Genomic DNA, 23,384 nt, shown 5'->3' with positions numbered 1-23,384 from the left:
GCTGGTGCAAGTCGTCTCTTGCCCCAACTGCGGCGCCGAGGTGCGCTTCCGCTCGCACGCGGCCGTGATGGCCGTGTGCGAGTACTGCCGCACCGGCGTGCTGAAGGACGCCGGCAGCGTGCGCGATCTCGGCAAGATCGCGGACGTGCTGGAGGATTATTCGCCGATCCAGCTCGGCACTTCCGGCACCTGGGCAGACCGCCCGTTCACGGTGATCGGACGCCTGCAGCTGCGCTACGACGCCGGCTTCTGGAACGAGTGGTACCTGCTGTTCGACGATGGCCAGTCCGGCTGGCTGGGCGATGCCTCGGGCCAGTTCACGATCACGCTCGAACGCCGGCTGGAAGGCCCGCTGCCCGCTTTCGGCGAACTCCAGGCCGGCCATTACGTGACCGTGGCCGGCGAGCGCTGGATGGCGGCGGACGTGCGCACGGCCCAGTGCGCCGGCGGCCAGGGCGAACTGCCGTTCCGCGTGACCGAAGGCTGGCAAGCGAAGGTGGCGGACCTGCGCGGCGGCGGCGCTTTCCTCACACTGGATTATTCCGATGGCGACCGGCCGCTGGCCTATGGCGGCGTGCCGGTGACGCTGGACAGCCTGCGCCCGCAACTGCTGCGCGACGACATGGAAATCCGGCGCACCGCCGGCCGCTTCCGCGGCAAGGTCGACGCGCTCGACTGCCCGTCGTGCGGCAGCGCCATCAAGTATTTGCCGGGCATGACGGCGAACCTGGTGTGCCCGGCCTGCCGCGCGCAGCTCGACGCGGCCAGCCCGAAGATCGAGGTGCTGCGCGCCGGCGAGCGCGTGGATGCCACACTGGCGGCCAAGGTCACGCTGCCGCTGGGCGCCGAGGGCACGCTGGGCAACCAGAAGCTGACCGTGATCGGCGTGATGCGCCGCGCGGACGATGAGGGCACCGAGTGGACCGAATACCTGCTGTACGGAAGCCGTGCCGGCTTCACATGGCTGGTGGAGACGGACGATGGCTGGCAGCGTTCCGATGCGATGGACGTCTGGCCAGACTGGCGCGGCGATTCGGCCCTGCTCGACAACGTGTCGTATCGGCGGCTGTATGGCTACCCTGCCCGCGTGACGTTTGCCGCCGGCGCGTTCAACTGGCGTGTCGAAGCGGGCGACGTGGCGCAGGTGGAGGAATTCCGGCAGGGCCGGGTCACGCTGGCGGCCGAACGCAGCGCGAACGAGATCACCTGGTCCCGCTCGACGCCCGTGGCGTTCGACCAGTTGAAGGCGTGGTTCCCCGATGTCCTGAAAGGCGCGCCGCCGCCGTTGCGCGTGCCGGGCACGCTGAACAGCGGCACCCGCTACCGCAGTGCGGCCAAGTTACTGATCATCGCGGCCGGCGTCGTGAACGCCATCCCGCTGGTGGCCAATTTCGGCGGCACGATTGCGTACACGGTGCTGGCCGGGCTGGCGCTGTACCTGCCGGCGATCTTCCTGGATAACAACGACAACAAGCCATGAAGAAGTTCTGGATCTACGGGATCGCCGTCGTCTTCGTTTCGACCGTGCTCAGCTGGAGCAGCATGGGTTCGGGCAGCTCGGGCGGCCGCGGCTATCGTACTGGCGGCTCCACCTGGTCGTCCAGCACGGGCGGCGGCAGCTGGGGCGGTGGCGGCGGAGGCCATAAGTGAGTGCTTACAAGGCCGAGGGGACCCATCTGCTGGCGGACCTGTCCGGCGTTGCGCCGGACAGGTTGACGAGCTGCCCGGCGATCGACATGCTGCTGCGCGCGGCGGCGGAAGCGGCCGGCGCGCATGTCCTGCACAGCCATTTCCATGCGTTCGGGCCGGGGCTCGGCGTGACCGGCGTGGTGCTGCTGGCCGAATCGCACATCTCGATTCACACATGGCCCGAGCAGGAATTCGCCGCGGTCGACATCTTCATGTGCGGCGCTGCCGCGCCCCAGCGCGCACTGGACGTCTTGCGCCAGGCGTTGGCGCCCACTCACTGCCGCGTCCGCGCCGTGCAACGCTGCGCGGTTGACGAAGCCGTCGTGGAATGAGAAGCTTGCAGTTCTACCAACGCATACAGGAGACAATCATGAAAGCCACGGACATTGCCTTCCTGTCGGCCGCCTGACACTTCCGGGTTCTCAGCTTAGTCACCACTTACTGACCTCTGGTGTTCCCGGCGCCTGGCGCGCCGACCTTCCCCTTCGACGCTGCCGCCCGAAGCGACCTGCTTCGCGTGCGGCTGTGCCTGCGCGCGCCGCGGGCTGTCAACTCATGGGAACACCACATCATGCTGCACATCGCGATCGCAACCGCAATCGACACCTTGCGTACTATCGGACTGAACAACCTTGGCGCCGGCAAGCTGGCGGCGCTGGACACCACGGCAACGATGCGCCCGATGCGCATCACCGCCATCCACGGCGAATGGATGACCGTACACGACGGGCATGGCGATCGCCAGGCCCGTGCCCTGCCCCGGCTGCTGTCGGCGCTGGCCGATGAAGAAGACGCCCTGGCGGTCGGCGACTGGGTCGCCGTCGACGACCTGGACGGCGAACCGTGGATCGCATTGCGGGCCGCGCCGCTGACGCAGGTCGCGCGCCGCGCCAACGATGGCCGCCGCCAGGTCCTGGCCAGCAATATCGACACCGCGCTGCTGGTGATGGGCCTGGACCTCGATTTCAACATCCGCCGGCTGGAACGGTATATCGCCACCGTGCAAAGCGCCGATATCGTGCCGGTCGTGGTGCTGACCAAGGCCGATATCGCCGGCGATGCCGACGGCAAGGTCGCGGAAGTCCAGCGCAGGCTGCCGGCCGGCATTGCCGTGCTGGCGATCAACGGCTTGAGCGATGCCGCCGCCACGGCGTTGCAACCATGGCTGGGCACCGGCCAGACGCTGTGCCTGCTCGGTGCTTCCGGCACCGGCAAGTCGACGCTGACCAACACGCTGGCCGCCGCCGGGCAGGATACCGGCGGCACGCGCAAGGGCGATGGGCGCGGCAAGCATACGACCACTACGCGCTCGCTGCACCGCTGCGCCAGCGGCGCCTGCATCATCGATACACCGGGCTTGCGCACCTGGCGGCCGGATGCGGACGAGAAGACGCTGGCTGCCACGTTCGACGATATCGCCACGCTGGCGGAAGGTTGCCAGTTCCGCGATTGCCATCATGAACTGGAACCAGGTTGCGCCGTTCGCGTGGGCACCGATCCGGACCGGCTGGCCAATTACCACAAGCTGTTGCGGGACGCGCGCAGGGTCGAGCAGACGCCGCTGGACCGGATCGCCGCGCGGGCGAAGTGGAAGGCGATCGAGCGGCACCTGCGGGAAAAAGGCAAGCGCTGAGGGTCAAGCGCTAAGGGGCAAGCGCCAAGAGGTAATGGCAAGCGATAAGGCGGCAGCAGCGGTGCTTCGGGCCTTAATTTTCCCGCAGCGTCGCTTCGATATTGTTGCCGTCGAAATCGAGGATGTAGGCGCTGTAGTAATGGCCCGAACCGACCCGCGGGCCGGGTGGGCCATGGTCTTCGGCACCATGTTCCATCGCGGCCGCGTAGAACCTGTCGACGGCTTCGCGGTCGGGTGCCGCGAAGGCGATATGCAGCGGCGCGTTGCCGGCTTGGTCGCCGGCACGCCAGTACGTGGGTATTTCAGAGCCCAGCCACAGGAATGGCTGGCCGCTTTGCCCGGCATAGATGGCCCAGTCCATGTCGGTTTCGGTGCGGCGGATTCCCAGCGGCGCCAGGCAGGCGTCATACAACGCCGCGCTGCGTGTGAAATCCGTCACGACAATACCGAGATGATGAAACATGCGCTGCTCCTGGAGTCAGAGAGACCAGCCTATCACTGTTGAATGTGCACCGGCGCGCACGATTGACTGTTGGTAGCCGAAGGCAGCCCTCGCCCGGCAATCCTGCATGGCGCATTGTTGCGGTAGCTAACGCTCGGTTACACTGGCGGCTGTCAGTCTTGGACCATCATTGCCATGCGCCGATTTGCGCCATTTGCCATACCCCTGCTGCTTGCCGTTACCGGCTGCGGCAACGATTACCAGCCCGAACAACTCTACATGGCGGCCAGCCCGGATTGCCGCGACTGGGCCGACGGGTCGACCTTCAAGCTGCCCGAAGGCGTCAGTGTTACGGCGACCAGTCCCGTCACGCTGCAGCAAGGCAGCGCCGAGTTCGGCATCGTCTACCTGGTGCCGCGCGGCGGCCGGGTGCAGTTCGTCACGCGCGCCTTCAACATCACGCAGCCGAAAGGCGCCACGATCGCCAGGGCCAAGGTGCTGAGCTACTACCAGCGCGGCACCAACAACCGCGCGGAAATGGTGGAAGTCATCACGAATATCCCGGCCCTGCTGCTGCCGGTGGCCACGGCGGACGTCACGCAATGGCGCATCCGGCTGGGCATCGACAAGGGCTTGCCGGACCGCTTCGACCTGGTGCTCTCGGACGTCATCATCGACGACGAACGCTACCCGGTGCGCACCTTTACCTACCGCTGGTTCCCGGAGCGCAAAGCCTACGGGCTGTGCCGCTGACCCTCCTCGCTCCGCCATCTCGACTGTTGTAAAAATTCGGGGACAGTCCCCATTTTTTTACAACAGCCGGGTGTTGTAAAAAATCGGGGACTGTCCCCGTGATTTCTTTGCAACAGCACGGGCGTAAAAAAAGCAGCCGAAGCCGCTTTTTTTGGAATGCATCCAGATCAGTGCTTGTTCTGGCGCAGTTTGGCGATGGCTGCCAGCTGGCCGATGGCCGCTGCCAGTTCCGCCTGCGCTTTCGCGTAGTCGATGCCGGTCTGGTTGTTGGCCAGGCTTTCTTCCGCCAGTTTCTTGGCGGCTTGCGCCTTGGCTTCGTCCAGGTCGCCGCCGCGGATCGCGGTGTCGGCCAGGACCGTCACGGCGTTCGGCTGCACTTCCAGCAGGCCGCCGGCGACGAAGACGAACTCTTCTTCCGACTTGCCCTGCACCTGGATGCGCACCGCGCCCGGACGGATACGGGTGATCAGCGGCGTGTGCTTCGGGTAGATACCCAGCTCGCCCTGCTCGCCCGGCAACGCGACGAAGGTGGCTTCGCCGGAGAAGATCAGCTCTTCCGCGGAGACCACATCGACGTGAATAGTGTTTGCCATATTTACCCTATCGGATTCAACGGCCCCGCCTCAGGAGGCGGGGCGACGCATCGAATTAGCCCAGCTTCTTGGCTTTTTCGATCGCTTCTTCGATCGTGCCGACCATGTAGAACGCCTGCTCCGGCAGGTGATCCAGTTCGCCGGAAGCGATCATCTTGAAGCCCTTGATCGTGTCCTTCAGCGAAACGTACTTGCCCGGTGCGCCGGTGAAGACTTCGGCGACGTGGAACGGCTGCGACAGGAAACGCTGCATCTTACGTGCGCGAGCGACCAGCAGCTTGTCTTCCGGTGCCAGTTCGTCCATGCCCAGAATCGCGATGATGTCGCGCAGTTCCTTGTAGCGCTGCAGCGTGCCCTGCACGGCGCGGGCCGTGTCGTAGTGGTCCTGGCCGACGACCAGCGGGTCCAGCTGGCGGGAGGTCGAGTCCAGCGGGTCCACGGCCGGGTAGATACCCAGCGAGGCGATGTCACGCGACAGAACGACGGTGGAATCCAGGTGACCGAAGGTCGTCGCTGGCGACGGGTCGGTCAAGTCATCCGCAGGGACGTAGACGGCCTGGATCGACGTGATCGAACCGGTTTTCGTCGACGTGATGCGTTCCTGCAGGCGGCCCATTTCTTCGGCCAGCGTCGGCTGGTAACCCACGGCGGAAGGCATACGGCCCAGCAGTGCGGACACTTCGGTACCGGCCAGCGTGAAGCGGTAGATGTTGTCGACGAAGAACAGCACGTCCTTGCCCTGGTCACGGAACGATTCCGCGATGGTCAGGCCGGTCAGTGCCACGCGCAGGCGGTTGCCCGGCGGTTCGTTCATCTGGCCGTAGACCATGGCCACTTTGGAGTTGCCCAGGTTGTCCAGGTCGACCACTTTGGCATCGGCCATCTCGTGGTAGAAGTCGTTACCTTCGCGGGTACGCTCGCCCACGCCGGCAAACACGGACAGACCCGAGTGCGCCTTGGCGATGTTGTTGATCAGTTCCATCATGTTGACGGTCTTGCCCACGCCGGCGCCGCCGAACAGGCCGACTTTACCGCCCTTGGCGAACGGGCACACCAGGTCGATCACCTTGATGCCGGTTTCCAGCAGGTCTTGCGACGGCGACAGCTCGTCGTAGGCCGGCGGGGTGCGGTGGATCGAGGCGGTCGACTCTTGCGAGACAGGGCCGCGCTCGTCGATCGGGTTGCCCAGCACGTCCATGATGCGGCCCAGCGTTGCCGGACCGACCGGTACCATGATCGGCTTGCCGGTGTTCTGGATGGTCATGCCGCGACGCAGGCCGTCGGAAGAACCCAGCGCAATGGTGCGGACAATGCCGTCGCCCAGCTGCTGTTGAACTTCCAGGGTCAGCTCGGAGCCTTCCATTTTCAGCGCGTCAAAAACCTTAGGCATCGCGTTGCGCGGGAACTCCACGTCCACCACGGCGCCGATACACTGAACGATTTTGCCATCAGCCATTTTCGTTCCTTCAAATATAGTTAAATTCGTTTTTAAACCGCTGCCGCACCGGCGACGATTTCAGAGAGTTCTTTGGTAATGGCTGCCTGACGGGTCTTGTTGTACACCAGCTTCAGTTCGCCGATCACACTGCCGGCGTTGTCGCTGGCGGCCTTCATCGCCACCATCCGCGCCGACTGCTCGGACGCGAGGTTTTCCGCCACGGACTGGTACACCAGGGCTTCCACGTAACGTTCCAGCAGTTCGTCGATGACGGTCCCTGCATCCGGTTCGTAGATGTAATCCCAGTTGATGCCGCCCTTGTCTGCCGCGCGCTTTTCAGCGGTCAGCGGCAGCAGCTGCTCGACCATCGGTTCCTGCTTCATCGTGTTGATGAATTTGGTGTAGCACAGGTAAACCGCGTCCAGCTTGCCTTCCTGGAACTTCTCCAGCATGACTTTCACGGGGCCGATCAGCTTTTCCAGGTGCGGGGTGTCGCCGATCTGCGTCGCCTGCGCCACCACGGGCACACCGATGCGGTTCAGGAAACCCAGACCTTTGTTGCCGATCGCGACCGCTTCGACTTTGTTGCCGGCCGCTTCCAGTTCCTTCGTCTTGTTCGTCACCGCGCGCAGCACGTTGGTGTTCATGCCACCGCACAGACCCTTGTCGGTCGTGATGATGATGAAGCCAACGGCTTTCGCCTGCGTGCCCTGGGCATCGGCCAGGAACGGGTGCGTGTACTCGGGATTGGCGCCAGCCAGGTTCGCGGCGATATTACGAATCTTGTCCGCGTAGGGACGGGCGGCGCGCATGCGATCCTGCGCCTTGCGCATTTTCGATGCGGCGACCATTTCCATCGCCTTCGTGATCTTCTTCGTATTCTCTACGCTCTTGATCTTGCCACGTATCTCTTTGCCTACTGCCATGAGTCCTTACTCCTTCTGCGCGAAAGGCGGTTCACCTGGGTGAACCGCCGTGCCGCTTAAAATGCGCCGGATTTCTTGAAATCAGCGATGGCCGCGGACAGCGTTGCTTCGCTATCCTTGTCCAGTTGCTTGGTTTCTTCGATCTTCGACAGCAGGGCAGCTTGCTTCGACTTCAGGTACGAATGCAGGCCCGCTTCGAACGGCAGCACTTGCTTGACGCTGATATCGTCCAGGAAGCCCTTGTTCACGGCGAACAGCGACGCGGCCATCAGCGAGGTCGACAGCGGCGAGTATTGCTGCTGCTTCAGCAGTTCCGTCACGCGGGCACCGCGGTCCAGCTGCTTGCGGGTCGACTCGTCCAGGTCGGAAGCGAACTGCGCGAACGCAGCCAGTTCACGGTACTGCGCCAGGTCGGTACGGATACCGCCGGACAGGCCCTTGATGACTTTCGTCTGCGCTGCGCCACCGACGCGCGACACCGAGATACCGGCGTTGATCGCGGGACGCACGCCCGCGTTGAACAGAGAGGTTTCCAGGAAGATCTGGCCGTCGGTAATCGAGATCACGTTGGTCGGCACGAAGGCGGACACGTCGCCCGCTTGCGTTTCGATGATCGGCAGTGCGGTCAGCGAACCGGTCTTGCCGGTCACGGCGCCGTTGGTGAAGGCGGACACGTAGTCGGCGTTCACGCGGGCTGCGCGTTCCAGCAGGCGGCTGTGCAGGTAGAACACGTCGCCCGGGTAGGCTTCGCGGCCCGGCGGACGGCGCAGCAGCAGCGAAATCTGGCGGTATGCAACAGCTTGCTTCGACAGATCGTCGTACACGATCAGCGCGTCTTCGCCGCGGTCGCGGAAGTATTCGCCCATCGTGCAGCCCGAGTAGGCCGAGATGTACTGCATGGCGGCCGATTCGGACGCCGTGGCGGCGACGACGATCGTGTATTCCATCGCGCCGTGCTGTTCCAGCGAGCGGACGATGTTCTTGATCGTGGAAGCCTTCTGGCCGATGGCGACGTAGATACACGTCATGCCCTGGCCCTTCTGGTTGATGATCGCGTCGACTGCGACAGCCGATTTACCGGTCTGGCGGTCGCCGATGATCAGCTCGCGCTGGCCACGGCCGATCGGCACCATCGCGTCGATGGACTTCAGGCCGGTCTGCATCGGCTGCGACACGGATTCACGGGCGATCACGCCCGGGGCGATCTTTTCGATCGGCGAGGTCAGCTTGGCATCGACCGGACCTTTGCCGTCGATCGGCTGGCCCAGCGCGTTGACCACACGGCCGCGCAGTTCCGGACCGACCGGCACTTCCAGGATGCGGCCGGTGGTTTTCACCGTGTCGCCTTCGGAGATGTGCTCGTAGGCACCCAGGATCACGGCGCCGACGGAGTCGCGCTCCAGGTTCATGGCCAGGCCAAAGGTGTTGCCCGGGAATTCGAGCATCTCGCCTTGCATCACTTCGGACAGACCGTGGATGCGGCAGATACCGTCGGCAACCGAGATGACGGTGCCTTGATTGCGCACTTCAGCGCCACTGTCAATGCCTTGGATCCGGCTCTTGATCAGCTCGCTGATTTCAGATGGGTTGAGTTGCATGGTAACTCCTAATTGTGTTCTCTCAGCTTGCGCGAGGGTATAAGGGTCTGCCGCAGCGGACGCGATACTGCCCGATTACGACGTCAGCGCGACGCGCATCTGTTCGAGCCGGGCGCGTACCGAAGTGTCCAGCACTTCGTCACCGACCACCACGCGCACGCCGCCGATCAGCGATGGATCGATCGTCACTTGCGGGTTCAGCTTGCGGCCGAATTTCTTTTCCAGCGTGGCGACCAGGGCGGCGGTTTGCGCGCCATCCAGATCGAATGCGCTCGTGATTTCGGCATCCGCCGCACCTTCCACGCCATTCTTCAGGTCGTGGAATTGGGCGCCGATTTCCGGCAGCAATGCGATGCGGCCGTTTTCGATCAGCGTCGAGAGAAAATTGTTCGCTTCCGCGGTCAGCGGCGACTTCAGCAGGGAGGTGATGGTGGCCAGCAGTTCGCTGTCCGTCACCTTCGGGTTGCGGGCATATGCCAGCACCTCTTCGTGCGAACCGATCTGGGCCAGTTCGGACACCAGATCGGACCACTGCGCGAGGTTGCCAGCCTGGGCTACGCGGAAGAGGGCTTCCGCGTAAGGACGAGCGACGGTTGCGAGTTCAGCCATGATTACAGCTCGGTCGCAAGGCGGTTCAGCAGGTCGGCGTGGGCCGACGCGTTGACTTCGCGCTTCAGGATTTGCTCGGCGCCCTTGACTGCCAGGTCGGCAACCTGGGCACGCAGTTGCTCGCGTGCCTGGGTGACCTGCTGGTCGGCTTCGGCCTTTGCGGTGGCAATGATGCGGTCCGCTTCGGCTTTGGCGTTGGCCTTGATTTCTTCAGCGATCAGCTGAGCGCGCTTTTCAGCGTCCGCGACGCGCGACGCAGCTTCGTCACGCGCGGAGGTCAGGGCTTCCGTGGCGCGCTTTTCAGCTGCCGCCATCGAAGCCTGGCCCTGCTCGGCAGCAGCCAGACCGTCCGCGATACGCTTGGCACGCTCATCCAGCGCTGCATTCAGCGCCGGGAATACGAATTTCATCGAGAACCAGACGAGCACCGCGAAGGTGATCATCTGACCGATGAGAGACATATTGATGTTCATACCTTGCTCCTAAAAAGTTTCCCCTGGTTGGAGCGGTAAATTACTGGCCTACAGCGGCGGTCAGCGGGGTCAGGAACGGGTTAGCGAACGTGAACAGCAGAGCAACACCAACGCCGATCATCGAGATCGCGTCCAGCAGACCAGCGATAACGAACAGCTTGGTTTGCAGTTGCGGCATCAGTTCAGGCTGACGTGCCGAAGCTTCCAGGAACTTGCCACCCAGGATAGCGAAGCCCAGAGCGGTACCGATTGCGGCCAGGCCGATGATGATAGCCACGGACAGAACGGTCATGCTTTGTACTTGTGCGATCAGAGCTTGCATTTAGATTTCTCCTAAGATTTAAAAAAACTACGATACAGATTTAAAAAACTCGATTTTTTTACAGCGGAACTTCTCGGAATCTTGCCGGACCGCTGGCCCGGCAGGGTTCCATCATTAGTGTTTCTCTACCGCGAGGGCGAGGTACACAACCGTCAGGGCCATGAAGACGAAGGCCTGCAGCGTCACAATCAGGATGTGGAAGATTGCCCATGGACCACCCAGTGCCCACTGTGCCCACCATGGCAGCAGCGCGATCAGGATGAAAATCAGTTCGCCAGCATACATGTTGCCGAACAGTCGCAGCGACAGCGAGATCGGCTTGGCCAGCAGTTCAACCATCTGCAGCAGGAAGTTTGCCGGGGCCAGCAGGATCATGCCGACCGGGCCACTGGCGTGGAATGGCGCCGTGAACAGTTCCTTGACCCAGCCGCCGGCGCCCTTCGCCTTGATCGAGAAGCCGATGATGCAGATCAGTACACCGATCGACATGCCCAGGGTGTGGTTCACGTCGGCGGTCGGCACGACACGCAGGTAATTCACGCCAACCAGCGACAGCAGCATCGGCAGCAGGTCCACCGGCAGGAAGTCCATGGCGTTCAGCAGCCAGACCCACACGAAGATCGTGATCGCCAGCGGGGCGATGACCTTGCTCTTGGCATGGAATGCGCCATTGACGGTGTCGTTGACGATTTCCATCACGAACTCGACAAAATTCTGCAGCTTGCCGGGTACGCCGGCCGTGGCGCGCTTGGCGGCCAGCCAGAATACGAACAGGAACAGGGCGCCCAGGATCGCGGAGATCCAGAACGTGTCCAGGTTGTACGTGCCGTCGGTGTTTTGAAGGTGAGTAAGGTGGTGCTGGATGTACTCGGTGGCGTTTGCCGGGCCTGCGTGGCCCCCCGCGTGTTCAGTCGTCATAGTAAAGTTGGTATTGAATTTAGAAACTTTGTCCGCATCCTTCGATTCTCGAAGGGCATCAAACGGCATTTAAACTGCGAGCAATGAGAACCAATAAGCCAGGGTCGTCACCGCGAAACCTAAAATCAGCCAAACCGACGCGGCCGATGGAAACAGCACCAGTACCGCAATGAACAGCACTGCTGTAATGAATAATTTCACCATCTCGGCGCGAAAATGACGCCGGAAAATGGCTTTCGGGTCGCCGTTGGCCCGCGTGACGATCAACGCGTAGGCAAGGCTGCCCAGCACCGCGATCGCGCCGCCCATGGCGGCAGGCCAGCCTTTTCCCACCCCGGCGAAGAGCGCGACGAGGGCTGAAAAGAGGACGGCGATTGTTAATTGCAGGGCAACGATGCGAAAGACCGGCCGGGCGATACTTGCTGCAGAATCACTCACTTGCCAACCTTCTTAACGTAGCTTTAAGACCCAAAGACACGGGATTATAGGACTGTTACGTGAGCTGCGTCAAACGCGTTGCACCTCTCGGGAGCAAATCAGGCAACATTGTGACTAATCGGTCAAGCCCCCGCACCGCTGTGGTGCATACCGCGCAGGCATGGCCGCCTTAACCGGGCCTTAAGGCCCCGGACCCGTGCAAGACCGTATCTTTTACGCAACGCTCGTGCATGTCGCGCAACCTCCATCTTCGCTCTTCACGCCATATCGGGACGGCTCTCGGGCAGACAATGACAATAGCTTATGCCGATAAGGGTTTTTTTAGAGGTTTTTTTCGAAACCGTTATTTTGATATCCCCGGCATTATCACCGGCATGGTTTGTTTATCGGAAATCTACTGTGGTTTCGTGAATAACTCGGCCATTCTTCGATATAGCAATAACTGTCATCCATTAGGTGAATAATCGAATCGGCGCAGTACCCGCGTGGAATTGCGGCAGCTCCTGGCTGACTCGGGCCGGGCAGGATGAAGTGCCGATGCGCGGGGTTCCGCCGCGCGCATCGTTGCGTGCGGGCCGGAGATCCGCAGGCCGCAGGCCGCATTGGCAGCTTATTCGCGAACCGGGTCGCGCAGCTTCGCCAGTACACCTTCCAGGATATCGAGGTCGGCGAAGTCGATGATCATCTGGCCCTTGCCCTTGGCGCCGATGCGGAAGGTGACCGGCGTGGCAAGCCGGTCGGACAGCTCTTCCTCCAGGCGCATGATGTCGCCGGACTTTTCCCGCACCCGGGCTTCCGGCGGTGCATCCTGCTCTTCCTGCGTGCGGGTGACGAGTTTCTCGGTTTCCCGTACCGACAGGCGTTTCGCGATGACCACGTTGGCCAGCGTGATCTGCGTGGCGGCGTCGACGGCCAGCAGCGCGCGGGCATGGCCCATGTCGATGTCGCCTGCCATCAGCATCGTTTGCACCGGTGCCGCCAGGTTCAGCAGGCGCAGCAGGTTCGACACGGCGGAGCGCGAACGCCCGACGGCGTTGGCGGCCTGTTCATGGGTGAAGGCGAAATCGGTGATCAGGCGATGGATGCCCTGCGCCTCTTCCAGCGGATTCAGGTCTTCGCGCTGGATGTTCTCGATCAGCGCCATGGCCGCGGCGGACGTATCGTCCACCTCGCGCACCAGTACCGGCACGGTATCCAGGCCGGCGATCAGCGCGGCGCGGAAGCGGCGCTCGCCGGCGATGATTTCATACTTCGTGTCGCCCGCCGCGCCGTCGAGCGGCCGCACGAGAATCGGCTGCATGATGCCCTGCGCCTTGATCGACGCGGCCAGTTCGTTCAGGCTGCCTTCGTCCATCCGCGTGCGCGGCTGGTATTTGCCGGGTTGCAGCTGGCCGAGCGGCAGTTCGGACGGATTGCCCGGCTCGGCATGTGCGGGAGTGTCGTCGGCGCCGCCGAGCAGCGCATCGAGGCCGCGACCCAGGCCCTTGAGTTTTTTGGTTGCCATAGTTTGCGTATGCAGGGCGTCCGGCACCATTGCCGGGAGATACTCGGCAATGGTGTCGGACACCGGTTTTTGTGATTACATCGTCTTGATGCGCGCCACCATCTCCGCGCCGAAGGCGATATATGCCTGGGCGCCCTTGGAAGACGGATCGAACGACACCCCGGGCATGCCATACGACGGCGCTTCGGCCAGCCGCACGTTGCGGGGAATGATCGTCTTGAACACCTTGTCGCCGAAGTGCTGCTCCAGCTGGGCCGACACCTGCTGCGACAGCGTCATGCGCGGATCGAACATCACGCGCAGCAGGCCGATGATCTTCAGGTCCTGGTTCAGGTTGGCGTGCACTTTCTTGATCGTATTGACCAGGTCGGACAGGCCTTCCAGCGCGTAGTACTCGCATTGCATCGGGATGATCACGCCGTGCGCGGCGCACAGGCCGTTCAGCGTGAGCATCGACAGCGCCGGCGGGCAATCGATCAGGATGAAGTCGTAGTCCTGGTCCACCAGTGCCAGCGCATCCTTCAGGCGCTTTTCACGGTTGTCCAGCTCGACCATTTCCACTTCGGCACCCGCCAGCTCGCGGTTGGCCGGCAGCACGTCGAAGCGGCCGGATTCCGAGCGCTGGCGTGCGCTCGCCACATCGGCACTGCCCAGCATCACTTCATAGGTGGAAGCGGCCAGGCCGGCCTTGTTGATGCCGGCCCCCATCGTCGCATTGCCTTGCGGGTCCAGGTCGACCAGCAGCACGCGCTGGTTCAGTTTGGCAAGGCCGGCGGAGAGGTTCACCGTGGTGGTGGTCTTGCCCACTCCGCCCTTCTGGTTCGCTACGCAGAATATCTTTGCCATTGGTTTTTTCTTGTCGGTTCCAGTTTTGAATTTGGCTTGGTTTATATCGTTTATATTATTTATACGATTTATACCGTTTATATAATTTATACCGTTTATACGGTATAAACTGTATATATTGTTTATACTGTTTCACCTCGTTCGACGAACACCAGGTGCCGCTCGGCATCCAGCCCCGGCACCCGCAAGGCCTGCAAATCGCCCACTTTCCAGTCGCCCGGCAGCCGCTCGCGTTCGTCCTGTGGCGCCGTTCCCTTCAAGGCGATGAACTTGCCGTGCTCCGCCAGCAAGTGATGCGACCACTCGACGAAGTCCGACAGGTCGGCAAACGCGCGTGACGTGATCACGTCGAACGCCTGCTTGACCGTCAGCTCCTGCACCTTCTTCGTGTACACGGTCACATTCGCCAGGCCCAGTTCGACCTTCACCTGCGTGAGAAACGCGGTTTTCTTGTGCACGGTGTCGATCATCGACACTTTCATGTCCGGCCGCGCAATGGCCAGCACGATGCCCGGCAAGCCTCCCCCTGCCCCGACGTCGAGCACGTTCTGCGCACCGGCAAAGGCCGGCACGGCAGCGAGTGAATCGAGCAGGTGCAGCGTCATCATCTGCATCGGATCGCGCACGGAGGTGAGGTTGTAGACATGGTTCCATTTGTTCAGCAGTGCCAGATAGTCGAGCAACTGCTCCTGCTGTGCGGCCGACAGGGCCAAGTCCAGTTCAGCGACGCCGTTGGCCAGCACCTGCGCCAGCGCGGCGCGATCGAAACCTGCCATCAGGCTGCCTCGTCTTTCAGGGTCACGAAGCCGCCGAAGCCGGCCTTCTTCAGGTGCACCAGCAGCAGCGAAATCGCCGCCGGCGTCACACCGGAAATCCGCGAGGCCTGGCCCAGCGTTTCTGGGCGATGCTTGTTCAGCTTTTGCCGGACTTCGACCGACAGGGCGGCAATGTCCAGGTAGTTGAACCCTTCGGGCAGCTTCAGGTTTTCGTAGTGCTCATGGCGTTCCACTTCCTTCAGCTGGCGTTCGATATAGCCGGAGTACTTCAGCTGGATTTCCACCTGTTCCTGGACGGACCCGTCCGTCACGCCCGGACCGCCGAGATTACGGCCGTCCGCGCCCGTCAGCGTCACCAGTTTGTCGTAGTCGACGTTCGGGCGGCGCAGCAAGTCCGCCAGCGAATATTCGCGTTCGATGGCCTGGCCAATCACCCGTTCGGATTCTGCCGCGTCGACGATGCGGGGATTCACCCAGGTCGACTTCAGGCGTTCCAGCTCCAGGGCCACGGCGTCGCGCTTGCGCTCGAATGCTTCCCACTGCGCATCGCCAACGACACCCAGCTTGCGACCGATTTCCGTCAGGCGCATATCCGCATTGTCTTCACGCAGCGACAGCCGGTATTCGGCACGGCTGGTAAACATGCGATATGGCTCCTGGACGCCTTGCGTCACCAGGTCGTCCACCAGCACGCCGAGGTAGGCCTCGGAACGCGCCGGCGTCCATGCTTCCTTGCCCTGGGTTTGCAGCGCGGCATTCAGGCCGGCAAGCAGGCCCTGGGCCGCTGCTTCCTCGTAGCCGGTGGTGCCGTTGATCTGGCCGGCAAAGTACAGGCCGCCGATGGCCTTGGTTTCCAGCGACGCCTTCAAGCCGCGCGGGTCGAAGTAGTCGTATTCGATCGCATAGCCAGGGCGGAGGATGTGCGCCTGCTCGAGACCCTTCATCGAACGGACCAGTTCGATCTGCACATCGAACGGCAGGCTCGTGGAAATGCCGTTCGGGTAGAACTCGTGCGTCGTCAAGCCTTCCGGTTCCAGGAAGATCTGGTGCGATTCCTTGGCCGAAAAACGGTGGATCTTGTCTTCGATCGACGGGCAATAGCGCGGGCCGACACCTTCGATCACGCCGGTGTACATCGGGCTGCGGTCTAGGCCACCGCGGATGATGTCATGCGTTTTCTGGTTCGTGTGCGTGACCCAGCATGGCAACTGCTTCGGATGCATGGCCGTGTTGCCCATGAACGAAAATACGGGTACCGGATCCAGGTCGCCGGGCTGCTCCGTCATCTGGGAAAAGTCGATACTGCGCCCGTCGATGCGGGGCGGCGTGCCGGTTTTCAGGCGGCCTTGCGGCAGCTTCAATTCCTTCAGCCGCGCAGACAAGGACAATGCCGGTGGATCGCCGGCGCGGCCGGCCGAGTAGTTCTGCAGGCCGACGTGGATCTTACCGTCGAGGAAAGTCCCCGCGGTCAGAACGACCGCTCGCGACCGGAACTTCAGGCCGATCTGCGTCACGGCACCAACCACGCGGTCGCCCTCCACCATCAGGTCGTCGACGGCCTGCTGGAACAGCCACAGATTCGGCTGGTTTTCCAGGCGCCCGCGAATCGCGGCCTTGTACAGGATGCGGTCCGCCTGGGCGCGCGTCGCCCGCACGGCTGGACCCTTCGACGAATTCAGGATGCGGAACTGGATGCCGGCTTCGTCCGTAGCGATGGCCATGGCACCGCCCAACGCATCCACCTCCTTGACGAGGTGGCCTTTACCGATACCGCCGATCGAGGGATTGCACGACATCTGGCCAAGGGTTTCGATGTTGTGGGTCAACAGGAGGGTCTTCTGACCCATCCGGGCCGACGCCAATGCAGCTTCGGTGCCGGCATGGCCGCCGCCAACGACGATGACGTCGAATTCAGTAGGAAATAGCATGGTGGAAAGAGAAGCAGAGGGATGAACCAAGATTATAAAGTTTTTTGTGCGCTGCGAATTTTTTAGGCAGAAATATTCAGGAATGTTTCACGTGGAACGTCGCTTCCGACGTCGGCGCATGTTCCACGTGAAACAAAAAAGCCCGGCAATGCCGGGCTGTCAGGTCACGCCAGCGTACTGTTTCACGTGGAACAATCACCACCGCTGCCAGGCATCCCACGACGTCTTGACGATCAGGATCGACACCACGACCAGGAAAACACGGCGAACGAATCCGCTGCCATGCCGCATTGCCAGCTTGGTGCCGATCAATGAACCAGCCACCTGGCACACAGCCATCATCAGACCCAGCTGCCACAACAAGTGCCCGCTATAGCCGAACCACATCAGCGCGGACAGGTTGCATGCCACATTGACGACCTTGGCGACAGCGGACGCACCAAGAAAGTCAAAACCAAACAGCCGCACGAACAGGAACACAAGAAAGCTGCCCGTCCCCGGTCCGAAGAATCCATCATAGAAACCGATGCACGCACCGATCAACACCGCCAGTAAGCGTTCCTTCAAACCGCTGTGCAACGGTGCGTGGATGCTGCCCAGGTCCTTGCGCCGGAAGGTATAGATCGCCACCGCCACCAGCACGAACGGCAGCAACGTGCGCATGAAATCCGCGGGAATCTTCGTCACCGTGTAGGCGCCAAAGAAGGCAAACAGGAAAGCGGCAAAGGCAGCAGGCGCCGCGGTCGTCCAGGCAATTGACACGCGCCGCGCATAGTTCACCGCGGCGGCCGCAGTGCCGAAGATGCCTGCCAGTTTGCTGGTACCGAGCAGCGTGGCCGGCGCGGTATTGCTGAACGCGGAAAAGAGCACCGGGATCTGGATCAGCCCTCCCCCGCCAACGACCGCGTCAACCAGTCCGGCCGAAAAGGCCGCCACGCCCAGAACCGCAATATCCAGCATCCCGCCTCCCTGATCACTACAAACCCGACATTGTACGGAAGAACATCCCCCTCCGCCGGCGGCAGGACGGTTGACGGTACCATTGCTGATGTATGCTGGTGTGACCAATCCACGGAGGCGCCATGAACGATTTTTCCTTCAGCACCGTGCCACACATCGTCTCCGCCGCAGGCGCCAGCCGCCGGCTGGGAGACCATCTCCGCGACCGCTTTCCCGACACCCGCCGCGCACTGCTTGTCACCGATGCCGGGTTCCTGGCCACCGGCTTGGCGGCCGCGCCGATCGCCAGCCTGGAAAACGCCGGCTTTCACGTCAAAACGTACAGCGACGTCATCGCCGATCCACCCGAACATGTGGTGCTGGCCGCCGTTGAAGCGGCGCGCAACCATGCCACGGACATCGTGATCGGCCTCGGCGGCGGCAGTTCCATGGATGTCGCCAAGCTGATCGCGGTACTGGCCGGCAGCAGCCAGGCGCTGGCGGAAGCCTATGGTATCGGCAATGTCCGCGGCGATCGCCTGCCCCTGGTACAAATCCCGACGACTGCCGGCACCGGTTCGGAAGTGACCAACATCGCCATAGTGACCACGGGCGCCACGACGAAGATGGGCGTGGTTGCACGGCAGTTATACGCGGACATGGCGATCCTCGACGCGGAGCTGACGCTGGGTTTGCCCCCCCATGTCACCGCCGCGACGGGCATCGATGCGATGGTGCATGCCATCGAGGCATACACGAGCCGGCATAAAAAAAATCCCCTGTCCGACATCCTGGCACGCGAAGCGCTGCAATTACTGTCGGCAAACCTGCTGCCTGCCTGCAACTCCGGCGCGGACCGTGCCGTCCAGCTGGAAGCCCGGCAGGCCATGCTGCTCGGCGCGCTGCTGGCCGGACAGGCATTTGCCAACGCGCCCGTCGCCGCCGTGCATGCCCTTGCGTATCCGATCGGCGGTATCTTTCACGTTCCGCACGGGCTGTCGAACGCACTGGTGCTGCCCCATGTCCTGCGCTTCAATGCACCGGCGGCCGCGGAGCGCTATGCGGAACTGGCAACCATCATCGTCCCCGAGGCACAGGGTACCGCCGAGGCAAGGGCCGAGGCGTTCGCGGTCGCGATGGCGGAACTGTCCCGAAAAGCCGGGATCGCCGGTACCTTGCGCGAAGTCGGCATTGGCGAGAACGACCTGGACCGCCTCGCCAACGATGCCATGTTGCAGACCCGGCTGCTGGGAAACAATCCGCGCGAGGTCACGCGGAATGACGCGCGCGCCATTTATGCGGCAGCGCTGTAACAGGCCCACAAAAAAGGCGGACCGTGAAGGTCCGCCGCGTCATCCAGACAGAACAACCGGCCGCGTCAGTCCGGTACGTTCACAGTCGTGCCGCTGACCGTGATCGCATTGGCGCCCGGCGCCGTGGCGAACGACGGAACATTCGCCACGGTGATCGGCACCGCGTTGCTCGCCCGCGTGATCGTATGCACGACCTGCGATGGCGGCAAGGGCGTCGAACTGTTCTTCAGGTTCGCGTAGACGGCATCGAGCGCACGGAACAGGTAGAGGTGCAGCGGCACAATCAGGTTCGGCAACGCGTTCGAGAAACTGTCGAAGTGATTCGCGTTGGTGACTTCCACGTAGCGCAGCTTGCTGGACGCTCCTTCCGCGACGGCGTTCAAGCCGACGTAGGCACGCGACGCGTGGTTGACCGGGATCAGCGCATCGGCCCGTCCCGAGACGATCACCGCCGGCTTGCCGCGCAGGTTGCCGGTCGCCTGCACCTCCGCCATGCCGGCACGTACACGCGCACTTTGCGCCGCCCGGTCGCCGGTCAGCGCGGCACCGGTCACCGCGTCGACACCGGTGGCCAGCGAGCGCAGGCACAGGAACCCGTCCAGCGACTGGTCCTCAATGCCGGTGGAGCGTGACACGCCCAGGTTATACAGCCTGGCGCCGTCCACCGACTCTTCATAGATCGGCGTCCCGACGATGCCGTTCTGCGTCGCGAAACTCGATGCCCGCGCCGCCGCCGTCAGCGGAATGGGCGCACCGCTGGCGTCCGCCGTGCCCCAGCTGAAACCGCAGACGTTGTCCGTCACCGAGAACTTGCCGTAGGCGTTAACGTACGTGACGGCGACGAGGATGTTCGTCAGCGCATGCGCGCCCTGCAGCGGCTCGGCGTCCGCAGTCCAGCCGTACGCCCGCAATTTCGCCCGTGCGTCCGCCTGGCGCGACGGCAGGTCGATTCCGGTCAACAGGTCTTTTGCGACCAGCGATGCGCAGCGCCCTGCTCCGCCGGCGACGAGACATGGCTGGTACAGCGCGGCGTAACTCGCGTAATCGAGCAGCGGCTTGCCTTGCGATGCGACATTGGCCCCCGCCTGCCGGACCGTGTAGCCACTGGTCCGGTTCGGCTGTATCTGCGGTTCGGTCGCCGCCACCGCGTCGATCAGGCCGGCGGTATCCTGTTCGGCGGCCAGCAAGGCGGAGCCGGCGCCATTGGAAATCGACGACGCGATCGTCAGCGTATTGGCCGGCGTGAAGCGGACCAGGCGGTTCGTATTGTCGCGGGCCACGACACCGTACTTCTCGTTGAGCACGTAAAACGCGAATTCAATGGCTTGCAGCGTGACCTTGCCCCAATCCTTTTCCGGGTTCTGTTGCGAGTGCGCGTGCTTGAAGGCGACACGGCCAGGGAATTGCTGGGCGAACGCGGTGCGCTGCGCATCGGTCAATTCCGGAGCGAACTGGGCATTCTTGCCGGCGGACGTCCGCGCAGCCCGTGTGCCATTTTGCAGATTGACGGTGTCGTCCTCGAAGGCGTACAGGCCGGTGCCGCTGCCCTTGTCAGCATAGGCGACCGCGCAATTGTTCTTCAGGCCCCATTCGCCCGCGCTGCCGATCGCGCCATAAATGCCGCGCGAGCCGCTCGAGGTACCGGTGACGATGCAGGGATTGACCGGATCGAAGCCGTTCGGCACCTGCACCATCAGCGTCACGTTTTGCCGTCCCGAACCATCGTCCGTGTACGCCAGGTATTCGGTACCGGCCACCATGCCGCTGCCATTGGTCGCCACGCCGGCCGCGTTGACGTTCGGGCCGTACAGCGTGCCGTAGCCGCTGTTTGCCGCGATGTCGAGCACGGCACGGTAATTGGCGAAGATGGCATTGCGGCGCAGTTCGCGTGCCGTGGGGTTGGCCGGATCGTTGTAGGCCGGCGGCGCGGCGGCCGCCAGGCCGGTGGCGCCCAGGCCGGCCGTCAGCAGGTCGTCCGACGTGCCGTCGTAGCTGGCAGTGGAGATCGTACCGAGCCAGGCGGGCTTCTGGTTCAGCACTTCCGGCTCGTCGTCGTCATCGTCGCTCCCACAGCCGCCGAGCAGCAGTGCCACGGCAAGGGCAATCGCGGTTTTCGATGTCGTCATCTGCATGGTTGGTGTCCTCTTTCTGGAATCGTTGAATACAGCTTGCTGAGTAAAATCCCCTTTGAAAAAAACAACGCCGGAAAACTCCGGCGTCGTCATTTGCACCTCACGCTGGTTTTCTTCGGCCCAGCGCCGCCACGATTTCACCGACGATACCGCGCCGGAACAGCAACACGCAGGCCACGAAAATCAGACCGGTGACCATGCTGACGGCTTCGCCGAGCGTATTGAACCACTCGATGCCGGTGCCGCCGGCAATCATCGTGCCAAAGTCGCCCAGCTTGTTTTCCAGCGCAATGATGATCACGGCACCCAGCAGCGGGCCGGCCAGCGTGCCCATGCCCCCCACCAGCGTCATCAGGATGACGAGGCCGGACATCGTCCAGTGCACGTCCGTCAGCGTCTCGAAACCCAGTACCACGGTCTTCAACGCCCCGGCCAGGCCGGCCAGCGCGGCGGACAGCACGAACGCCATCAGCTTGTACTTGTCCACGTCGTAGCCCAGCGAGATCGCCCGCGGCTCGTTTTCCTTGATCGCCTTCAGCACCTGGCCGAACGGCGAGTGCACGGTGCGTACGATCAGCGCGAACGCCACCACGCAGAACGCCAGCACGACGAAGTACAGGGTCAGGTCGCTCGACAGGTCGACCGTGCCCAGCAGGCGGCCGCGCGGCACGCCCTGCAAGCCGTCTTCGCCACCGGTGAAGCCGGTATAGCGCAGCGCGAAGAAATACACCATCTGCGCCAGCGCCAGCGTGATCATCGAAAAGTAAATGCCGGAGCGGCGGATCGCCAGGCCGCCGATCACCAGGCCGACCAGCGCCGCGGCGGCGACACCGCCGAGAAGGCCGAGCTCGAAGGGCATGCCCCAGTTCTTCAAGGCATTGCCGGCCACGTAGCCGGCCGTACCGAAGAATGCCGCGTGGCCGAACGACAGCAGGCCGGTAAAGCCGATCAGCAGGTTGAAGGCGCTGGCGAACAGCGCGAAGCACAACAACTTCATCAGGAATACCGGGTAGCCGATGAAGGGCGCCACCAGTGCCGCCACCAGCAGGAGTCCGTAGCCGATTTGCTTGTTCATAAGTGCCCTCTCACTTTTCTTTGCCGAACAGGCCGGCGGGACGCAGCAGCAGTACGATGACCATCACGAGAAACACCACCGTTGACGAGAATTCCGCATAGAACACCCGCGTCAGGCCCTCGATGACGCCGAGCCCCAGGCCGGTGACGATCGAACCCAGGATCGAGCCCATGCCGCCGATCACGACCACGGCGAACACGACGATGATCAGGTTCGAGCCCATCAGCGGTGACACCTGGATGATCGGCGCCGCCAGCACGCCGGCGAATCCGGCCAGCGCCACGCCGAAGCCATACGTCAGCGTGACCATCAGCGGCACGTTGATGCCGAATGCCTCGACCAGCTTCGGGTTCTCGGTGCCGGCACGCAGGTAGGCGCCGAGCCGGGTCTTTTCGATGACGAACCAGGTAGCGAAACAGACGATCAGCGAGGCCACGACGACCCAGGCGCGATAGTTCGGCAGGATCATGAAGCCCAGGTCGGTCGCGCCCTGCAGCTGTTCAGGGGTGTCGAATGGCTGGCCGGAGACGCCGTAGAACGAACGGAAGATCCCTTCCACGACCAGCGTGATGCCGAACGTCAGCAGCAAGCCGTACAGGTGGTCCAGCTTGTACAGCCAGCGCAGCATCGTTTTCTCGATGACGATGCCGAGGATGCCGACCACGACCGGCGCGGCGATCAGCATCATCCAGTAGCTCATGCCGAGATAGGACATGCCCATCCAGGCAAGGAAGGCGCCCATCATGTACATCGCGCCGTGCGAGAAATTAATGACGTTCAACAGGCCGAAGATGATGGCCAGGCCGAGCGACAGCATCGCGTAGAACGAGCCGTTGACGAGTCCCAGCAGCAGCTGGCTCATCATGGCTTGCAGGGGGACGCCGAATATTTCCATGGCCTTCTTCTCCTCGAAGCGTGGTGACAGATGATGTGAAATGCGGCAATGCGGACGTCAGCGCCGGACGCCGTGCTACGTTGCAGCGGGTGGACACCGATTTCGTCGCACGGCGGTGGTGGCGAACGCAGTACACGGCAGAGA

The 23,384-nt window shown here is 62.8% G+C and carries 24 protein-coding genes; 6 read left to right on the top strand and 18 right to left on the bottom strand.

Annotated features, from left to right (window positions below; translation table 11 throughout):
- Positions 1 to 4 precede the first annotated feature (4 nt).
- The 4 genes from ACY34H_RS00620 to rsgA all read left to right on the top strand — a co-directional run bounded on the left by ACY34H_RS00620 (position 5) and on the right by rsgA (position 3,322).
- A complete protein-coding gene (locus ACY34H_RS00620; protein ID WP_464975544.1) occupies positions 5 to 1,480 on the top strand; it encodes a DUF4178 domain-containing protein in 1,476 nt (491 codons plus the stop codon).
- Entirely contained in the window at positions 1,477 to 1,650 is a 174-nt protein-coding gene (locus tag ACY34H_RS00615; RefSeq protein WP_464975543.1) for a hypothetical protein, read from the top strand. Before ACY34H_RS00620 ends, ACY34H_RS00615 begins: the two co-directional genes overlap by 4 nt.
- Complete coding sequence (speD, locus tag ACY34H_RS00610) at positions 1,647 to 2,021, top strand: adenosylmethionine decarboxylase (protein ID WP_464975542.1); 375 nt, start codon at positions 1,647 to 1,649, stop codon at positions 2,019 to 2,021. The genes ACY34H_RS00615 and speD overlap by 4 nt, the downstream gene beginning before the upstream one ends.
- 119 nt (positions 2,022 to 2,140) lie before the next feature.
- Entirely contained in the window at positions 2,141 to 3,322 is a 1,182-nt protein-coding gene (gene rsgA, locus ACY34H_RS00605; protein WP_464975541.1) for a ribosome small subunit-dependent GTPase A, read from the top strand.
- 73 nt (positions 3,323 to 3,395) lie between these two features.
- Here the strand turns inward: rsgA and ACY34H_RS00600 are convergent, their stop codons facing one another.
- Positions 3,396 to 3,785, bottom strand: a complete 390-nt coding sequence (locus ACY34H_RS00600; protein WP_464975540.1) for a VOC family protein — start codon at positions 3,783 to 3,785, stop codon at positions 3,396 to 3,398.
- Positions 3,786 to 3,959: 174 nt separating this feature from the next.
- On the opposite strand from ACY34H_RS00600, the gene ACY34H_RS00595 reads away from it, so the two are divergent.
- Complete coding sequence (locus ACY34H_RS00595; protein WP_464975539.1) at positions 3,960 to 4,517, top strand: hypothetical protein; 558 nt, start codon at positions 3,960 to 3,962, stop codon at positions 4,515 to 4,517.
- Positions 4,518 to 4,684: 167 nt separating this feature from the next.
- Here the strand turns inward: ACY34H_RS00595 and ACY34H_RS00590 are convergent, their stop codons facing one another.
- From ACY34H_RS00590 to ACY34H_RS00525, 14 genes are all read right to left on the bottom strand, one after another.
- Positions 4,685 to 5,110, bottom strand: a complete 426-nt coding sequence (locus ACY34H_RS00590) for a F0F1 ATP synthase subunit epsilon (RefSeq protein ID WP_131148399.1) — start codon at positions 5,108 to 5,110, stop codon at positions 4,685 to 4,687.
- Positions 5,111 to 5,165: 55 nt separating this feature from the next.
- Positions 5,166 to 6,566 (bottom strand): F0F1 ATP synthase subunit beta, encoded by a 1,401-nt coding sequence (gene atpD / locus ACY34H_RS00585; RefSeq protein WP_464975538.1) that lies wholly within the window; start codon positions 6,564 to 6,566, stop codon positions 5,166 to 5,168.
- Between the two features lie 32 nt (positions 6,567 to 6,598).
- Complete coding sequence (gene atpG / locus ACY34H_RS00580) at positions 6,599 to 7,474, bottom strand: F0F1 ATP synthase subunit gamma (protein ID WP_464975537.1); 876 nt, start codon at positions 7,472 to 7,474, stop codon at positions 6,599 to 6,601.
- A 56-nt stretch (positions 7,475 to 7,530) separates the two neighbouring features.
- The gene (gene atpA, locus ACY34H_RS00575; protein ID WP_131148402.1) at positions 7,531 to 9,072 is read right to left on the bottom strand and encodes a F0F1 ATP synthase subunit alpha; all 1,542 of its coding nucleotides are present in this window, start codon (positions 9,070 to 9,072) and stop codon (positions 7,531 to 7,533) included.
- Positions 9,073 to 9,147: 75 nt separating this feature from the next.
- Complete coding sequence (locus ACY34H_RS00570) at positions 9,148 to 9,681, bottom strand: F0F1 ATP synthase subunit delta (protein ID WP_464975536.1); 534 nt, start codon at positions 9,679 to 9,681, stop codon at positions 9,148 to 9,150.
- A 2-nt stretch (positions 9,682 to 9,683) separates the two neighbouring features.
- Positions 9,684 to 10,154 carry a F0F1 ATP synthase subunit B gene (locus ACY34H_RS00565; RefSeq protein WP_131148404.1) on the bottom strand — a complete coding sequence of 157 codons (471 nt, stop codon included), beginning with the start codon at positions 10,152 to 10,154 and terminating at the stop codon, positions 9,684 to 9,686.
- Positions 10,155 to 10,194: 40 nt separating this feature from the next.
- Positions 10,195 to 10,476, bottom strand: coding sequence for a F0F1 ATP synthase subunit C (atpE, locus tag ACY34H_RS00560; RefSeq protein WP_464975535.1), 282 nt, complete (start codon positions 10,474 to 10,476; stop codon positions 10,195 to 10,197).
- A 114-nt stretch (positions 10,477 to 10,590) separates the two neighbouring features.
- Positions 10,591 to 11,394, bottom strand: coding sequence for a F0F1 ATP synthase subunit A (gene atpB, locus ACY34H_RS00555; RefSeq protein ID WP_464975534.1), 804 nt, complete (start codon positions 11,392 to 11,394; stop codon positions 10,591 to 10,593).
- A gap of 69 nt (positions 11,395 to 11,463) precedes the next feature.
- Positions 11,464 to 11,832: an ATP synthase subunit I gene (locus tag ACY34H_RS00550; RefSeq protein ID WP_464975533.1), complete on the bottom strand. Its 369-nt coding sequence runs from the start codon at positions 11,830 to 11,832 to the stop codon at positions 11,464 to 11,466.
- A gap of 610 nt (positions 11,833 to 12,442) precedes the next feature.
- Positions 12,443 to 13,336 carry a ParB/RepB/Spo0J family partition protein gene (locus ACY34H_RS00545; protein ID WP_464975532.1) on the bottom strand — a complete coding sequence of 298 codons (894 nt, stop codon included), beginning with the start codon at positions 13,334 to 13,336 and terminating at the stop codon, positions 12,443 to 12,445.
- Between the two features lie 75 nt (positions 13,337 to 13,411).
- Entirely contained in the window at positions 13,412 to 14,182 is a 771-nt protein-coding gene (locus tag ACY34H_RS00540; RefSeq protein WP_131148408.1) for a ParA family protein, read from the bottom strand.
- Positions 14,183 to 14,304: 122 nt separating this feature from the next.
- On the bottom strand, positions 14,305 to 14,958 hold the full coding sequence (gene rsmG, locus ACY34H_RS00535; protein ID WP_464975531.1) for a 16S rRNA (guanine(527)-N(7))-methyltransferase RsmG: 654 nt from the start codon (positions 14,956 to 14,958) through the stop codon (positions 14,305 to 14,307).
- On the bottom strand, positions 14,958 to 16,886 hold the full coding sequence (gene mnmG, locus ACY34H_RS00530; RefSeq protein WP_464975530.1) for a tRNA uridine-5-carboxymethylaminomethyl(34) synthesis enzyme MnmG: 1,929 nt from the start codon (positions 16,884 to 16,886) through the stop codon (positions 14,958 to 14,960). Before mnmG ends, rsmG begins: the two co-directional genes overlap by 1 nt.
- Before the next feature lie 195 nt (positions 16,887 to 17,081).
- The gene (locus tag ACY34H_RS00525; RefSeq protein WP_464975529.1) at positions 17,082 to 17,846 is read right to left on the bottom strand and encodes a TSUP family transporter; all 765 of its coding nucleotides are present in this window, start codon (positions 17,844 to 17,846) and stop codon (positions 17,082 to 17,084) included.
- 122 nt (positions 17,847 to 17,968) lie between these two features.
- Here ACY34H_RS00525 and ACY34H_RS00520 point away from each other — a divergent pair, with 122 nt between their 5' ends.
- Positions 17,969 to 19,138: an iron-containing alcohol dehydrogenase gene (locus ACY34H_RS00520; protein WP_464975528.1), complete on the top strand. Its 1,170-nt coding sequence runs from the start codon at positions 17,969 to 17,971 to the stop codon at positions 19,136 to 19,138.
- A 65-nt stretch (positions 19,139 to 19,203) separates the two neighbouring features.
- Here the strand turns inward: ACY34H_RS00520 and ACY34H_RS00515 are convergent, their stop codons facing one another.
- The 3 genes from ACY34H_RS00515 to ACY34H_RS00505 all read right to left on the bottom strand — a co-directional run bounded on the left by ACY34H_RS00515 (position 19,204) and on the right by ACY34H_RS00505 (position 23,240).
- The gene (locus ACY34H_RS00515) at positions 19,204 to 21,270 is read right to left on the bottom strand and encodes a 3-hydroxybutyrate oligomer hydrolase family protein (protein ID WP_464975527.1); all 2,067 of its coding nucleotides are present in this window, start codon (positions 21,268 to 21,270) and stop codon (positions 19,204 to 19,206) included.
- A gap of 100 nt (positions 21,271 to 21,370) precedes the next feature.
- Positions 21,371 to 22,345: a branched-chain amino acid ABC transporter permease gene (locus ACY34H_RS00510; protein WP_464975526.1), complete on the bottom strand. Its 975-nt coding sequence runs from the start codon at positions 22,343 to 22,345 to the stop codon at positions 21,371 to 21,373.
- A 10-nt stretch (positions 22,346 to 22,355) separates the two neighbouring features.
- Positions 22,356 to 23,240 (bottom strand): branched-chain amino acid ABC transporter permease, encoded by an 885-nt coding sequence (locus ACY34H_RS00505; protein ID WP_464975525.1) that lies wholly within the window; start codon positions 23,238 to 23,240, stop codon positions 22,356 to 22,358.
- Positions 23,241 to 23,384: the final 144 nt, after the last annotated feature.

The organism is Pseudoduganella sp. jia 9 (assembly GCF_055502615.1).
This window is presented reverse-complemented; position numbering and strand designations above follow the sequence as displayed.